This window comes from Serratia sp. BIGb0163 (genome assembly GCF_024809935.1).
Taxonomy (GTDB): Bacteria; Pseudomonadota; Gammaproteobacteria; order Enterobacterales; family Enterobacteriaceae; genus Serratia; species Serratia quinivorans.
Window position 1 is genome coordinate 1973728 of record NZ_JANUDZ010000001.1, and the last position, 14347, is coordinate 1988074.

The following is a 14347-nucleotide window of genomic DNA, read 5'->3' on the forward strand; positions in this document are numbered from 1 at the left end:
AATCAAATACGTAATGCTTGGCCACCGGCAATTTGCGCCAGCATGCGTTGGCTCATGCGCTCCAGCTCCACCACTTCATTGACGCCACCGGTAGCAATCGCCTCGCGCGGCATACCGAATACCACGCAACTGGCTTCGTTCTGCGCCAGGGTATAAGCCCCGGCGCGATGCATTTCCAGCATGCCCATCGCGCCGTCATTGCCCATGCCGGTCAGGATCACGCCTACGGCATTGCGTCCGGCGTACTGCGCGACCGAGCGGAACAGCACGTCCACCGAAGGCCGGTGGCGATTGACCGCCGGGCCATCGTGCAGTTTCACCTGGTAATTAGCCCCGCTGCGGGACAACTCCAGATGGCGATCGCCCGGTGCGATATAGGCATGGCCCGGCAGCACGCGTTCGCCGTCTTCGGCCTCTTTCACCGTGATCTGGCACAGTTTGTTCAGTCGTTCGGCAAACGAACGGGTAAAGCCCGGCGGCATGTGCTGGGTAATCAACAGCGCCGGACTGGTGGCCGGCAACGGCTGCAGCACCTGACGGATCGCTTCGGTACCACCGGTAGAGGCGCCGATGGCGATCAGTTTTTCACTGCTCAACAGCGGCGCATGACTGAGGATCGCCGGGGCCGGGCTGCTGGAGCGCTGTGGTAACCGCGCCTTGGCCGCCGTGCGGATTTTTTCGGCAATCAGTTCGCTGTAGGCCAGCATGCCTTCACGAATACCCAACTGCGGTTTGGTGACGAAATCGACCGCCCCCAGCTCCAGAGCACGCAGCGTAATTTCTGAACCCTTGCCCGTCAGTGACGACACCATCACCACCGGCATCGGCCGCAGACGCATCAGTTTCTCAAGGAAATCGAGGCCATCCATGCGCGGCATTTCGACGTCCAGCGTCAGCACCTGTGGGTTAAATTTTTTGATCAGATCGCGTGCGACCAGCGGATCCGGCGCGCTCGCCACCATTTCCATATCGGGGTGACTGTTGACGATTTCGGTCATCAACTGCCGCATCAGGGCCGAGTCGTCCACGCACAATACTCTGATTTTATTCATTACCTCTCCTTGGTCAGGCCATACACGGTCTGCCCACGCAAGTAGAAATCCCGGCTGATCTGGCTGAAGTTCTCTGAATGGCCGGCAAACATCAGGCCCCCAGGTTTAAGCAAGGGCACGAAGCGACGCAGAATGCGCTCCTGTGTCGCCTTGTCGAAATAGATCATCACGTTGCGGCAGAAAATGGCGTCAAATTGCCCCGGCAGTGCCCATTCAGGGGCCAACAGATTGAGCGACTGAAAGTTCACCCGCCCCGCCAGTTCCGGCCGCACCCGCACCAACCCCTGATGCGGCCCGGTGCCGCGCAGGAAATAACGCTGCATCTGCGTCGGCGTCAGGGTGCGCAAGTCTTCCTGGCGATAAACGCCCGCTTCGGCCTTTTCCAGCACCTGAGTATCGATGTCGCTGGCCCACACCTGGCAACCGGTAGCGCGTTGCCCCAGCACTTCACTGAGCGTGATGGCGATCGAATAAGGCTCTTCGCCGGTCGATGCCGCAGTGCTCCACACGCAATAACCGTTAGGCCGCTGACGCGCATGCTCCGCCAGGATCGGGAAGTGATGCGCTTCGCGGAAAAAAGCCGTCAGGTTAGTGGTCAGCGCATTGATAAACGCCTGCCATTCGGCGCTGTTCGGATCGCTTTCCAATAGCGCCAGATAGTCACCAAAATCGTTCAGGCCCAACAGTCGCAGACGTCGTACCAAACGGTTGTAAACCATCTCGCGTTTGTGCTCTGCCAGCACGATACCGGCGCGCTGGTAAATCAGCTGGCTGATGCGGCGGAAATGCACATCCAGCAACGGCAGACGCTGTACCATCTGCGTCAATAAGGTCGCAGGGTCTCGGTTAGGAGTCGAGGGTGCCGGCTTCATACCATCTCACTCAATAAAAACGGGCTGCTTATGCGGTTTGACAATCTGGGGCTTCCTTTACCACGGGTGAAACTGCGTTTTGAGAGTTGGCCGGGGCGGTGAAGTTATCGTCCGCCAGGCGGAATACCGACACCGCGTCGGCCAGGGTAATCGCCTGTTCTTCCAGCGCGACGGCCGCCGAGGCTGCCTCCTCCACCAACGCGGCATTTTGTTGTGTTACCTGATCCATCTGGGTGACCGCCTGTGTCACCTGTTCGATGCCGCGGCTCTGCTCATCAGACGCCGAGGCGATCTCTCCCATAATGTCGGTCACCCGGGTGACCGAACGCACGATGTCCTGCATGGTGGCACCGGAGTTTTCCACCAGCACCGACCCTTGCTTGACGCGGCTGACCGACTCGTCGATCAGCCCTTTGATTTCTTTCGCCGCCTGCGCACTTCGCTGCGCCAGATTGCGTACTTCACCGGCCACCACCGCAAAACCTCTGCCCTGCTCACCGGCACGCGCCGCTTCAACCGCCGCGTTCAACGCCAGGATATTGGTCTGGAAGGCAATGCCGTCGATCACGCTGGTAATGGCGCCAATCTTCTGCGAACTGTTGGCAATGTCGTGCATGGTGGTGACAACGTCGCCCGCCAGCTCGCCGCCCTTGGCCGCGGTGGTGGAGGCGTCACGCGCCAGTTGTGAAGCCTGGCGTGCATTATCGGCATTCTGTTTCACCGTGGCGGTCAACTGCTCCATGCTGGCAGCGGTTTCCTCCAGCGAGGCCGCCTGCTGCTCGGTACGGGAAGAAAGATCGTTATTGCCCTCGGAAATTTCCTGCAGGCCAATCAGGATCGATTCCGCCCCGTCGCGTACCGCACCCACGGTGCCAATCAGTGACTGCTGCATACGCTGCAGGCTGGCGAACAATTGACTGATTTCGTTACGGCCATACACCTGGATCGGCGTGGCCAGATCGCCGGCGGCAATGCGGTCAAAATGACTGCGCATGATATTCAGCGGCCGTACCAACATGTTACGCAGCCACCACATGGCACTGCCGGTGACTACGATCAGCATCAGTACCGCACCGGCCACCAGCCAGCCGGACAGGGTGAAGGAGCGTTGATTCGCCGCATTGGCTTCACTGACGTTGGCGCTCACCAGTTGCAGATACTGGACAAAATCGGCTTCAAACAGGTCCTGGGTTTTCTGCGTCGGCTGGTCCATAAACGCCTGCAGGTTATCGTTCTCCAGGAAGCCAATCAGCTCGCGCAGGGTATTGCGCAGCCGGTCATAGCTGGCCTTGGTGGTTGCCGTCAGCTGTTGTTCCTGTTCGCTGTTACGCGGTACCGCCAGGAACTGGTTGAAATAGAGGTCGGCTTTTTGCAGTGAACTGCGCGCGTTGCCCATCAGCGCATTGACCTGATCCTGCGGCAGCTTGAGCGCTGCGCGGGTTCCGGCGCGATTGAGCGTATTGCGAGCCTGTAACAGCGATACCCAGCTCAGGCTGAGGGCATCGCGCTGCTGGCTGCCGAGGGTAATCAGATTCAGGTTGTGGTTATCGGAACGAAAAGCGGTGTACGACAGGCCGCTGGTGGCCAACTGCATAACACAAAAAGTCATCAACAACAGAAACAGACTGGTAGAGACGCGGATTCGGTTAAACACTATGAACCTCCTTGCAGCCGGCCGGTGGCCAGCTCAGATTTCTGGCCAGGCGGGGAAACGGGGTTTCTCCTGCCTTGTGCCAATCGGCCAACGGGGAATCGGCCTCCCCCTGAAAGGCAGGAGGCCCAATGCCGGTTAGAACGTTTCCCAGTTATCCTGCGGATCGCTGGCGTTCATTTTTTTATGATTGAGTACCGGGGTCACTGTTGCCTTGCTGCTGACGGGCATTTTGAATTCGTCCTGGCCTGCCGCTTTCAGGCGGAATACCGCCACGGACTGGGTCAGCATGCTGGCCTGCTCTTCCAGCGCCGCCGCCGCAGAGGCGGACTCTTCCACCAACGAGGCGTTCTGCTGGGTGACGCGGTCCATTTCCGCTACCGCCTGGCCGACCTGATCGATACCACGGCTTTGTTCGTCGGACGCCGAGGCAATCTCACCCATGATGTCGGTAACGCGGGTGACGGCATTGACGATATCGCCCATGGTTTCACCGGCGCTTTCTACCAGTACCGAGCCCATATCGACGCGATTGACGGAGTCTTCGATCAATCCTTTGATTTCCTTCGCCGCCTGGGCACTGCGCTGTGCCAGATTGCGCACTTCGCCTGCTACCACCGCAAAACCACGGCCCTGTTCACCGGCGCGTGCCGCTTCTACCGCCGCGTTCAATGCCAGGATGTTGGTCTGGAAGGCAATACCGTCGATCACGCCGGTAATGTCGGCAATTTTCTGCGAACTACCGGCGATGTCATGCATGGTTTGCACCACATTGGCCACTACCTTGCCGCCTTTCTGCGCGGTTTCGGAGGCGCTCAACGCCAGTTGGCTGGCCTGACGAGCATTTTCAGCGTTCTGTTTCACCGTAGCGGTCAGTTGCTCCATGCTGGCAGCGGTTTCCTCCAGCGAGGCGGCCTGCTGTTCAGTACGTGAAGAGAGGTCGTTGTTGCCGGCGGCAATTTCAGATGCGCCGCTATAAATAGCGTCGGCCCCCTGACGCACACCGCTAACGGTGTCTATCAGTTCGTTTTGCATATGCTTGAGGCTGGCGGCCAGTACGCCCATTTCATTGCGGCTGGTCACTGCAATCGGCTGGGTCAAATCGCCGGCGGCAATCATTTTGATGTGTTCGATCATGCGATTCAGCGGACGCACCAGAATGTGATGAATACCGCTCCACACCAGAACAATCACTGCCAGTACCGTCAACAGCACCACCGCCAGCGTCCAGATAGCGAAGTTGAAGGAGTGGTTACTGTCTTCCACTGCGCTCTGGTAAAGCTTGTCGTTTTGCGCCAGATAGGTGTTGTAGATATCTTCGAAGGCGTCCTGATAGCTTTGCGTCGGCTGGTCAAAGAAGGCGTTGATTTTGCCCTCGCCCAATAACACCGTCAGTTCGGTCAAGGCACCGTGAAGAATGCCGTATTGCTGTTTGAGTTTTTCGGCCGACTGCAAGTCCTGGCGGGCATTGAGAGGGATTTTGTCATAGGCGGCATAGTGTTGTTCCGCCACCACCAGGTTGCTTTTGGCTCGCGCCAGCAGCTCGGCGACGGTAGCACCGCTGCCAATATTATTGGTATCCATCATGTGGCGGATACCGGCACGGTTTAGCGTGTTGCGCGCCTGCAGCAGGTTGACCCAGCTTTCGTTCAGCTCGGATTGTTGCTGACGAATGGTCTGCAATACGGTGAAGTTTTCTTTATCATTCTTCAGTGAGGAGAAGAAGAGCCCGCCTGAAACCAGCTGCAAGGCGCCAAATAACACCAGCACCAGTAACAGGCTGGTGACCACCTTCATACGATTAAACATGTTTTCCCTTGATAAACGCCCGCGCGGACAGGCCCTGATTACGTTGACTGACAAAGTTATCGGCGCAGCGGGGAAGAACTTTATGCGGGGAGGTAACTATTTTTATGTAGGGTTTGGGTTTGTCAGGTTTCCAGATAGGGGCACGGTATACAGCGCCCCTATGCAGAGTGCTATCGGCGGATCAGGCGCTTTTCGCCACGCTGTCGACCAGGGACATCTCTTCGCTGCTCAGCAGCTTTTCAATATCCACCAGAATCAACATACGGTCACCCAACGAACCCAGGCCGGTCAGGTATTCGGTCGCCAGCGTTACGGCAAATTCCGGTGCCGGACGGATCTGCTCGGTGGTCAGCGACAGCACGTCGGATACGCCGTCAACCACAATACCCACCACCCGTTGGCCAAAGTTCAGCACGATCACCACGGTGTTTTCATCGTAAGACACATCCTGCTGAGCAAACTTCACCCGCAGGTCGATAATCGGCACAATCACACCGCGCAGGTTGGTGACGCCCTTGATAAAGGCCGGAGTATTGGCGATGCGGGTAACCTGATCGTATCCGCGGATCTCCTGCACCTTGAGGATATCAATGCCATATTCCTCATTGCCCAAGGTAAAAATCAGGAATTCTTGCCCTACCGTTTCGCCAGCCAGTTTGCTGACGGTTGCCAGTCCTGCCATGTCATTCACCCTTCAAATCAATAGATTAATTATTATGCGGCCGCGTCGGTCTGACGCTGTTCACGGTTCAGCGTTTGCAGCGCCGAGACATCGACAATCAGCGCCACGCTGCCATCGCCAAGAATAGTGGCGGCGGAAATCCCCGGCACTTTGCGATAGTTGCTTTCCAGATTCTTCACCACGACCTGATGCTGACCGACCAATTGATCTACCAGCAACGCATAGCGACGACCGGCACTTTGCAGGATCACCACAATGCCCTGAGTGGCATCGGTTTTGGCGCCTGCCACTTCGAACACCCGGAACAGTTCCACCAGCGGCAGATATTCACCGCGCACCTGCAACACTCGCTCGCCACCGGCCAATGGATGCAGGTCTTCGGCCTGCGGCTGCAGTGATTCCATCACCGCGTTGAGCGGCAGGATAAACACTTCGTCGTTCACCTTGACCGACATACCGTCGAGGATCGCCAGCGTCAACGGCAGCAGGATGCGGATCGCGGTCCCCTTGCCTGCCTGAGAATGGATTTCTACATGCCCACCCATCTCCTGAATATTTCGCTTCACCACGTCCATGCCGACGCCACGCCCGGACACATCGGTGACCTGTTCGGCAGTGGAAAAGCCCGGAGCAAAGATCAACATACCAACGTCTTCATCGCTCATGCTGTCACTGACCGCCAGCCCCTGCGAGGCCGCCTTGGCGAGAATTTTCTCGCGGTTCAGACCGGCGCCGTCGTCGGTCACCTCGATGCAGATATTGCCGCCCTGGTGTTCCGCCGACAGGATCAGATTACCCACTGCCGATTTGCCGGCGGCGACGCGCGTATCGGGATCTTCAATACCGTGATCCAGGCTGTTGCGCACCAGGTGGGTCAAGGGGTCGATGATGCGTTCAATCAGGCTCTTGTCCAGTTCGGTAGAACTGCCCTGCAGCTGCAACTCCACCTGTTTATTCAGTTTGCCGGCCAGATCGCGCACCAACCGCGGGAAGCGGCTGAACACGTACTCCATCGGCATCATGCGAATCGACATCACCGACTCTTGCAGGTCGCGCGCATTGCGTTCCAACTGGCTCATGCTGTTGAGCAGGTCGCCGTGATTCACCGGATCCAGGCTGCCCGAACGCTGCGCCAGCATCGATTGGGTGATCACCAGCTCACCGACCAGGTTAATTAACTGGTCCACTTTCTCTACCGCGACGCGGATACTGGTGGATTCGCTGGCCTTGGCCCGTGGTTTGGCGACTTCGACAGCCGCAGGTGCCGGTTTGACCACCGGTGCTGTCGAGACGACAGGCGCTGACTGTACCGGTGCGGCAGGCGCGACTTCGGCCTGCGGCGGCGTAGCGAAGCTGATTTGCTCCGGCTCCAGTACAAAACAGAGTACCGCGCTGATGTCATCTTCGCTGGCGGAGGTCAGCAGCGTCACTTCCAGACTGTTTTCGGTCTGCTGCGGGTTTTTCACCTCGCCCAGATTCCCCAGCTCTTCGAGCATCAGCGGGACTTCGCTGGATTTGAGGCCACTCAGGCAAATTCGCATCCCGCCTTCGATCGCCGCAGGTACCGCGACGGCATGTTCCGTGGCCGGATGCGCTGCGGGGGCATCCTGTTGCTGTGCGTCCAACGCCAACTGCCGCAACGCCTGGCAGATGTATTCAAAACTGTCGGCGTCAGGTTTTTGTGACGTCTTATAGGCGTCCAGTTGCTCCTGCATAATGTCTTTGGTTTCCAGAAACAGGTTGATAATCTCGGTGCTCAGGCTCATTTCCTGACGCCGCGCACCATCGAGCAGGTTCTCCAGCAGATGGGTGGTTTCCTGCAGTACCGTAAAACCAAAGGTAGCCGCCCCGCCCTTTATAGAGTGCGCTGCGCGGAAAATGGCGTTCAGCGGCTCAATGTCCGGCGCCAGCGGATCCAACTCCAGCAGGTGTTGCTCCATATCGGCCAGCAACTCGTCTGCTTCATCAAAAAAGGTCTGATAAAACGCACTAATATCCATGCTCACGGGATCACCTCTGCTGTGAGTCGCTGTTAGTCGGTACTGGGTCAGCCGCCGGCTGCTCCGGTGCAATGAGGGTGGCCGGAGCCGTCGCCGCCGGGGCCAGCGATTTTAGTTCGACCGGCTGAGCGACCTCGATTGCGTTGCTTTCGCCATTTTCGTGTTCAATGCCCTGCTGGGTTTGCTTGTTCAGCACCAGCACGGTGATGCGGCGGTTGATGGCGTCATCGGCGCCGTGCTGTTTCAGGCTCATGGTGGCAGCCATGCCCACCACCCGCAGCACCTTCCCTTCCGACAGCCCACCGGCAATCAGCTCACGCCGGGAAGCATTGGCGCGATCGGCCGAAAGCTCCCAGTTGCTGTAACCCCGCTCCCCCGTGGCGTAAGGAATGTCGTCGGTGTGGCCGGACAGGCTGATTTTATTCGGCAGATCATTGAGGATCGGGGCAATCGCCCGCAGGATGTCACGCATATAGCTTTCAACCTGCGCACTGCCGGTTTTGAACATCGGGCGGTTCTGACTATCGATGATCTGAATGCGCAGACCTTCATCCATCATGTTGATCAGCAGATGCGGACGTAGCGCTTTCAACCGCGGATCGGACTCAATCAGCTCATCGAGTTTTTCCCGCAGCTTGTTCAAGCGCAGTTCCTCGTCGCGCTTCTCCAGCGTATCAATCTGCCTTTTCACCAGTCCGTCTTGCTGAGTCGGGTCATCGCCACCGCCGGGGATCGGGCTGCTTTCCGAGCTGCTCTTGTCGCCACTGGTCAGCGCCACTTTTAGCGGCGTGCGGAAGTATTCGGCAATTTGCGTCAGTTCCTGCGGACTGGCGATCGCCAGCAGCCACATCACCAGGAAGAACGCCATCATCGCCGTCATAAAATCGGCGTAGGCAATCTTCCAGGAGCCGCCATGATGACCGGCCTGATGCGACTTGCGTTTTCTGACCAAAACAACCGGGTGATTCTGCTTCATGCCTGTTCTTCTTCCGTCGCCTGCTGTGCCGGCGCTTTCACCCGGCGCACATGTTCTTCCAGCTCGACGAAGGACGGACGCTCGGTGGTGTACAGGGTTTTACGGCCAAATTCGACGGCAATCTGCGGTGCGTAACCATTCAGGCTGGACAGTAAAGTGACCTTGATGCACTGCATCATTTTGACGTTTTCAGCGCTTTTCTGCCGCAGCAGGGTGGCCAACGGCGAGATAAAACCGTAGGCCAGCAAAATACCGAGGAAGGTACCGACCATGGCGTTGGCGATCAACGCCCCCAACTCGGCCGCCGGGCGATCGGCCGAGGCCAGCGCATGCACCACCCCCATCACCGCCGCAACAATGCCGAAAGCCGGCAACGAATCACCGACCATCGCCAGGCTGCCTGCCGGGACTTCGCTTTCCTGTTCAAAGGTTTCGATCTCTTCGTCCATCAACGCTTCGATCTCAAACGCATTCATGTTGCCGCTCACCATCAGCCGTAAGTAATCGGTAATAAACTCCACGAGGGTGTTATCGGCAAGAATGCGCGGATAATTAGAGAAAATTTCACTTTCTTGCGGATTATCAATATCGAACTCGAGGGACAGCATGCCCTGCTGACGAGATTTGGCCAGCAGCAGGAAGAGCAGCGCCATCAGGTCCATATATAAATCTTTACTGTATTTCGAACGACGCATCAGCTTGGGGATGGCACGCAGCGTGGATTTTATCGCCTTACCGTTGTTGCCCACGATAAAAGCGCCGATACCCGCGCCGCCGATAATCAAAAATTCTGCCGGCTGATAAAGCGCGCCCAGATGGCCCCCCACAATCAGGTAGCCCCCAAAGACCGCACCCAATACCACGAGATAACCCAAAATAACTAGCACACGCATTCCTTAAATTAACAATGTGGATGGAAGGTGGGATAAGCGCGCGTTTGAGACGCACCGACGCAGCAGTCTGGGCTGCGTCGATGGGTTCGGTATGCCGAACCTTGCGTGTCACAAATCGATTTAAGTCTGGATAAACCGGCGCTGTCGCCGGCTCAAATCGCGCGTTTAACCTGCTCGTCCAGCAGTTGAGGAATAATATCGGCCAGTTGCGGCGAAAGTTTACGTCTTTTTACTGCGCGGGATGGGGGCTGGCATAAACTGCATACAAAACTGTTCAACGGCTGGTGCGCGTGGGTGATAAAAGTGCCGCCACAGCAGTTGCAGGCCGAGAGCTGCAGCATGCCGCTATCGACGAAACGCACCAGTGTCCAGGCGCGGGTCAACGCCAACAACGGCGGTTCTCCCGGTTGGTGCGGACACTGTTCCAGATACAAACGATAGGCTTTAATCACCGCCTCAACGCCAGTGCAGTGCCCACTCTTCATCAGGAAACTGTAGGCGTTATAAAACATCGATGAATGGATGTTCTGTTCCCAGGTCATAAACCAGTCGGTCGAGAACGGCAACATCCCTTTCGGCGGTGGACTGCCGCGCAATTCTTTATACAGTTTGATCAAACGCCCGCGGCTGAGCTGAGTTTCACTTTCCAGCATCTGCAAACGGGCGCCCAGCGTGATCAGCTCCATTGCCAGCTGAATGTCCTTGGCTTCCTGAACAATACTTTTCTCTGCCATCTTCAAGCTCTTTTCTTCGTCGCACTACCGTCTTTAGCCGATAGTTCTTGCAGTAAGTGGCTTGATAGCAAAATGCCGGTATGGATTTGCTGCAGATCGTCCACGCGCGACTCTTTCGTCAGGCGCTCGATCGTCTGGTGATCGTTAAAACGGAATTGACAGACCAACTGGTTGGTCTCAGCCAGTTTGACCATTTGTGGCAACGTGAGTTGAGCGAGCGCATCAGCCATGGTCTCGTCGATACCCAGACGGAACATTGCCGATGCTTTTTCATCATTAATCAGACGCTGTGCTAAAAGTAAATATGACAAATTGATGTCATAAATATGCTTAAGTAATTCAGACGTACCCATATTCCCCATCCCGACAGACTATGTTTAAAAACATACGCTGGGTGATAATTTTTATCGCCCGTGACCTGGGTTTGTTCCCTAAATTGGCAAATGAATCCCTGAATAACGACCGTTATAAATTTTTCAACATCACTAAATTCGGACCGTCATTCAGTATTTGATACGTGCGTAAACCAACGTGTATGGATGTACAGCATTTTGCTTCAGCAGTGTTTAATCACCGTGAAACTATTTTTACAAAATTAATAAGATTATTCCTAATGCAGCGCAACTCTACCCCCGAACCATTAGCACACACAATGTAAGTGAGAGGCAATTTTAAATACAATGTGATCTGCGTCACAAAAATAAAAAATAATTAAGCCAAATATCGCATTTATAGTGTTTTTTTTGACCTTATTTTTGCTCGCAAAATCACCGCAGGTAAAAAAACGTCTAAAAAACAATGTATATAAGCCAAAAAAATATCGTTTTTAGATCAATTCGAACAAAAGCATAACCAAACTAAAATAACAGAACAAAAATCTGCTCGTAGCCGATAAAGACAGTATAAATAACCATTTTCCGACGAATAAACTATCCGCATTGAAAAGTAACTCACGTAAACTATATGGTTTTAGGGTTTCGGATTTGACTTAAAATTCGAGTCATTGGCTGTTTTAATTTTCAGCTAATGATCCAATCAGGTTAACAATGTCTCGCTGAGGTTGTGAACAAGAAAGCAGAGGTAACCATATGTTTCATGATCATGGGAATGAAAGCGGCAGGTTTCGGATGTTTTTTGGCTAAAATTATCTCAAAACGATTTATCGGCGGTATTAATTAAAACTTTAATCATTTTTTATCGTTCGTTTAAAATTGATTGAAAGCTCATTTCATTTTTTTCGGTCATTACAAACCCCCGTATAAAATAAAACGTAGTTTCGTTTTATTTTATACGGGTTTCATATATACCCAGTGGATTTCACGTTGCAGCCAGGCAGTCGCTCACTCATGCTGAAGAAGAGTGGTCAGGTTGGCACTAATGGGAATGAAAAAGCTCGGGTTGGCATCCCCCCTCCTCTGTGATCCCAAGAGCAAGGCATGTCGCATTTGCACAAGTCGGGGGAAAGGCGCCCGCCAGCCTTGCCGCCCGGACTTTTTAAGCCTGAGACTTTCCCTATTTTGTATGCCGATCGACAGCCAGGCATTGCCGACAATCCACGGGCATATTATTATTCGCAGCGCAGGGTCAACTTGCGCGCAGCCATTTATTACCGTATTGAAATTTATTTATTTGAAATTAATTTTTCAGGTCGCACATCACACTTTTGCTGCTGTCATGATGACAGGGTGATGTTTCTTCGTCCGACAACAACTCTTAACAGGCTATATTTTAATCATGACCGATACCCTGGATTACCTGATGACATTCCGCAAATGCACCAGTTTGGACAGCGTGGAAAAGGTGTACGACAAGCTCAATTATTCCATTGATAATGATATTGAAATCAGCAACATGTATCGTGCTGCCGATCACCGTCGTGCCGAGCTGGTTGCCGGAAAACTGTTCGATTTGGGCAAGGTACCAAAAACTCTGTGGGCGCAGGTGCTATAATTTTTTTATTACGCGCGCGTGTCTGTTGATCTTTTATTGCTAAATAACGGCAATGCCCCATGATTTATTGACGCGCGTGATACAAAACACATTTATTAGTTTCGCCAGGTTCTACCCTTTTACCCTAACAACAGGAAACAGGAGTGGAAGATGGGATATCAAAACGTTTTGGTTACCGTCGCCGTAGCGGCAGACAGCCATCGCCTGGTTGAAAAAGCCGTCTCCATCGTGCGCCCCTACAACGGCAAAATCACCCTGCTGAGCATGATCGCCAATCCAGAAATGTACAATAACTTCGCCGGGCCGATGTTGGGCGATCTGCGTGCCTTGATGGAGGAAGAAACGCTGCTGTTTATGGAAGAACTGCGCCTGCGGGCCGATTATCCAATAGCCGATACGTTGATCGTCCACGGCGAGTTGGGTGACAGCCTCAACTACGCCAGCCATCGGCAGACCTATGATCTGGTGGTTTGCGGCAATCATAGCGACAGCATGATGAACAAGGTTTCCTGCTCTGCAGCACGCTTTATCAATACCAGTCATATCGACGTACTGATCATTCCTCTTTAACGCTGAGCACATTCGGCTATTTCCTCTGGTCAATGATTGACTAGACTTGGGATTCCATCCGCATAAGGAATGTCTGATGTCCCAGTCTATGCAACACAACCGCCGTTTTTTACTTGCCTCACGCCCGCATGGTGAGCCTACCGCAGACAATTTCCGCCTGGAAAAAGTGGCGACGCCGCAACCCGCTGCTGGCCAAGTACTGTTACGTACCGTCTATCTGTCACTGGATCCCTACATGCGCGGCCGGATGAGCGATGCCCCTTCTTACGCGCCACCGGTAGAGATCGGTGAAGTGATGGTTGGCGGCACGGTATCGCGTGTTGTTACGTCACAGCATCCCGACTTCAAAGCCGGTGACTGGGTGTTGGGCTATGACGGCTGGCAGGATTATGCTTTATCTGACGGCAGTGGCTTGCGTAATCTCGGTCCGGACCAGAAACACCCTTCCCGCCTGCTCGGCGTCCTGGGCATGCCGGGCTTCACCGCCTATATGGGCCTGTTGGATATTGGTCAGCCGAAACCCGGTGAAACCCTGGTGGTTGCAGCCGCCAGCGGCGCCGTCGGATCGGTCGTCGGACAGGTCGCCAAACTGAAGGGTTGCCGCGTGGTCGGCGTGGCCGGCGGTAAAGAGAAATGCCGCTATGTGGTAGAAGAGCTGGGCTTCGATGCCTGTGTCGATCACCGGGCGCCTGATTTTGCCGAGCAGCTGGCCGCTGCCTGCCCGCAAGGTATCGACATTTACTACGAGAACGTTGGCGGTGCGGTGTTTGATGCAGTGATCCCGCTGCTCAATACCCAGGCGCGTATTCCGGTGTGCGGCATTATCGCCCACTACAACGCCACCGACTTGCCTGCCGGCCCGGATCGCCTGCCGATGCTGCAGGGGCTGATTCTGCGTAAACGCATCCGCATGCAGGGCTTCATTATTTTTGATGACTATGCAGAAGGCTTTGGCGAATTCCTGCAGCAGATGGGCGAATGGGTCGAGCAAGGGAAAATCAAATTCCGCGAAGATCTGGTCGACGGACTGGAGAATGCGCCACAGGCGTTGATCGGCCTGCTGCACGGCAAGAACTTCGGCAAGCTGGTGATCCGCGTCGGCGACGAATAACGCTAAAACCGCTACGGGTCGAAAATGAGTTCGACCCGATTTAACCC

Annotated in this window: 14 protein-coding genes; 4 read left to right on the forward strand and 10 right to left on the reverse strand. The window is 54.9% G+C overall.

Annotated elements, in window-relative coordinates:
- Positions 1-2: 2 nt before the first annotated feature.
- From M2406_RS09485 to flhD, 10 genes are all read right to left on the reverse strand, one after another.
- Positions 3-1052, reverse strand: a complete 1050-nt coding sequence (locus tag M2406_RS09485; protein ID WP_012145702.1) for a chemotaxis response regulator protein-glutamate methylesterase — start codon at positions 1050-1052, stop codon at positions 3-5.
- Positions 1052-1924, reverse strand: a complete 873-nt coding sequence (gene cheR / locus M2406_RS09490) for a protein-glutamate O-methyltransferase CheR (protein WP_012145703.1) — start codon at positions 1922-1924, stop codon at positions 1052-1054. The genes M2406_RS09485 and cheR overlap by 1 nt, the downstream gene beginning before the upstream one ends.
- A 28-nt stretch (positions 1925-1952) precedes the next feature.
- Entirely contained in the window at positions 1953-3578 is a 1626-nt protein-coding gene (locus M2406_RS09495) for a methyl-accepting chemotaxis protein (protein WP_126501755.1), read from the reverse strand.
- 135 nt (positions 3579-3713) lie between these two features.
- Positions 3714-5384: a methyl-accepting chemotaxis protein gene (locus M2406_RS09500; RefSeq protein ID WP_012145705.1), complete on the reverse strand. Its 1671-nt coding sequence runs from the start codon at positions 5382-5384 to the stop codon at positions 3714-3716.
- Between the two features lie 181 nt (positions 5385-5565).
- Positions 5566-6066: a chemotaxis protein CheW gene (gene cheW, locus M2406_RS09505; RefSeq protein ID WP_012145706.1), complete on the reverse strand. Its 501-nt coding sequence runs from the start codon at positions 6064-6066 to the stop codon at positions 5566-5568.
- Between the two features lie 32 nt (positions 6067-6098).
- Positions 6099-8072, reverse strand: a complete 1974-nt coding sequence (cheA, locus tag M2406_RS09510) for a chemotaxis protein CheA (RefSeq protein ID WP_259189744.1) — start codon at positions 8070-8072, stop codon at positions 6099-6101.
- Between the two features lie 4 nt (positions 8073-8076).
- Positions 8077-9042: a flagellar motor protein MotB gene (motB, locus tag M2406_RS09515; protein ID WP_017893239.1), complete on the reverse strand. Its 966-nt coding sequence runs from the start codon at positions 9040-9042 to the stop codon at positions 8077-8079.
- The gene (motA, locus tag M2406_RS09520) at positions 9039-9929 is read right to left on the reverse strand and encodes a flagellar motor stator protein MotA (RefSeq protein ID WP_017893240.1); all 891 of its coding nucleotides are present in this window, start codon (positions 9927-9929) and stop codon (positions 9039-9041) included. Before motA ends, motB begins: the two co-directional genes overlap by 4 nt.
- Before the next feature lie 158 nt (positions 9930-10087).
- The gene (gene flhC / locus M2406_RS09525) at positions 10088-10669 is read right to left on the reverse strand and encodes a flagellar transcriptional regulator FlhC (RefSeq protein ID WP_012145710.1); all 582 of its coding nucleotides are present in this window, start codon (positions 10667-10669) and stop codon (positions 10088-10090) included.
- A gap of 2 nt (positions 10670-10671) precedes the next feature.
- Complete coding sequence (gene flhD, locus M2406_RS09530) at positions 10672-11022, reverse strand: flagellar transcriptional regulator FlhD (protein WP_012145711.1); 351 nt, start codon at positions 11020-11022, stop codon at positions 10672-10674.
- 1024 nt (positions 11023-12046) lie between these two features.
- Between flhD and M2406_RS09535 the strand changes: the two genes are divergently transcribed.
- From M2406_RS09535 to M2406_RS09550, 4 genes are all read left to right on the forward strand, one after another.
- Complete coding sequence (locus tag M2406_RS09535) at positions 12047-12358, forward strand: hypothetical protein (RefSeq protein WP_259189745.1); 312 nt, start codon at positions 12047-12049, stop codon at positions 12356-12358.
- 45 nt (positions 12359-12403) lie between these two features.
- Positions 12404-12619: a transcription modulator YdgT gene (gene ydgT / locus M2406_RS09540; protein WP_012145712.1), complete on the forward strand. Its 216-nt coding sequence runs from the start codon at positions 12404-12406 to the stop codon at positions 12617-12619.
- Between the two features lie 150 nt (positions 12620-12769).
- A complete protein-coding gene (gene uspC, locus M2406_RS09545) occupies positions 12770-13189 on the forward strand; it encodes a universal stress protein UspC (RefSeq protein ID WP_012145713.1) in 420 nt (139 codons plus the stop codon).
- Between the two features lie 76 nt (positions 13190-13265).
- The gene (locus M2406_RS09550; protein ID WP_259189747.1) at positions 13266-14300 is read left to right on the forward strand and encodes an NADP-dependent oxidoreductase; all 1035 of its coding nucleotides are present in this window, start codon (positions 13266-13268) and stop codon (positions 14298-14300) included.
- Positions 14301-14347: the final 47 nt, after the last annotated feature.

Excerpts from the sequence above, each read along its gene's own strand:
- flhC (WP_012145710.1), bottom strand. The coding sequence starts at position 10,669 with ATGGCAGAGAAAAGTATTGTTCAGGAAGCCAAGGACATTCAGCTGGCA.
- ydgT (WP_012145712.1), top strand. The coding sequence starts at position 12,404 with ATGACCGATACCCTGGATTACCTGATGACATTCCGCAAATGCACCAGT.
- M2406_RS09535 (WP_259189745.1), top strand. The coding sequence starts at position 12,047 with ATGGGAATGAAAAAGCTCGGGTTGGCATCCCCCCTCCTCTGTGATCCC.
- M2406_RS09485 (WP_012145702.1), bottom strand. The coding sequence starts at position 1,052 with ATGAATAAAATCAGAGTATTGTGCGTGGACGACTCGGCCCTGATGCGG.
- uspC (WP_012145713.1), top strand. The coding sequence starts at position 12,770 with ATGGGATATCAAAACGTTTTGGTTACCGTCGCCGTAGCGGCAGACAGC.
- M2406_RS09500 (WP_012145705.1), bottom strand. The coding sequence starts at position 5,384 with ATGTTTAATCGTATGAAGGTGGTCACCAGCCTGTTACTGGTGCTGGTG.
- cheR (WP_012145703.1), bottom strand. The coding sequence starts at position 1,924 with ATGAAGCCGGCACCCTCGACTCCTAACCGAGACCCTGCGACCTTATTG.
- motB (WP_017893239.1), bottom strand. The coding sequence starts at position 9,042 with ATGAAGCAGAATCACCCGGTTGTTTTGGTCAGAAAACGCAAGTCGCAT.
- flhD (WP_012145711.1), bottom strand. The coding sequence starts at position 11,022 with ATGGGTACGTCTGAATTACTTAAGCATATTTATGACATCAATTTGTCA.
- M2406_RS09550 (WP_259189747.1), top strand. The coding sequence starts at position 13,266 with ATGTCCCAGTCTATGCAACACAACCGCCGTTTTTTACTTGCCTCACGC.
- cheW (WP_012145706.1), bottom strand. The coding sequence starts at position 6,066 with ATGGCAGGACTGGCAACCGTCAGCAAACTGGCTGGCGAAACGGTAGGG.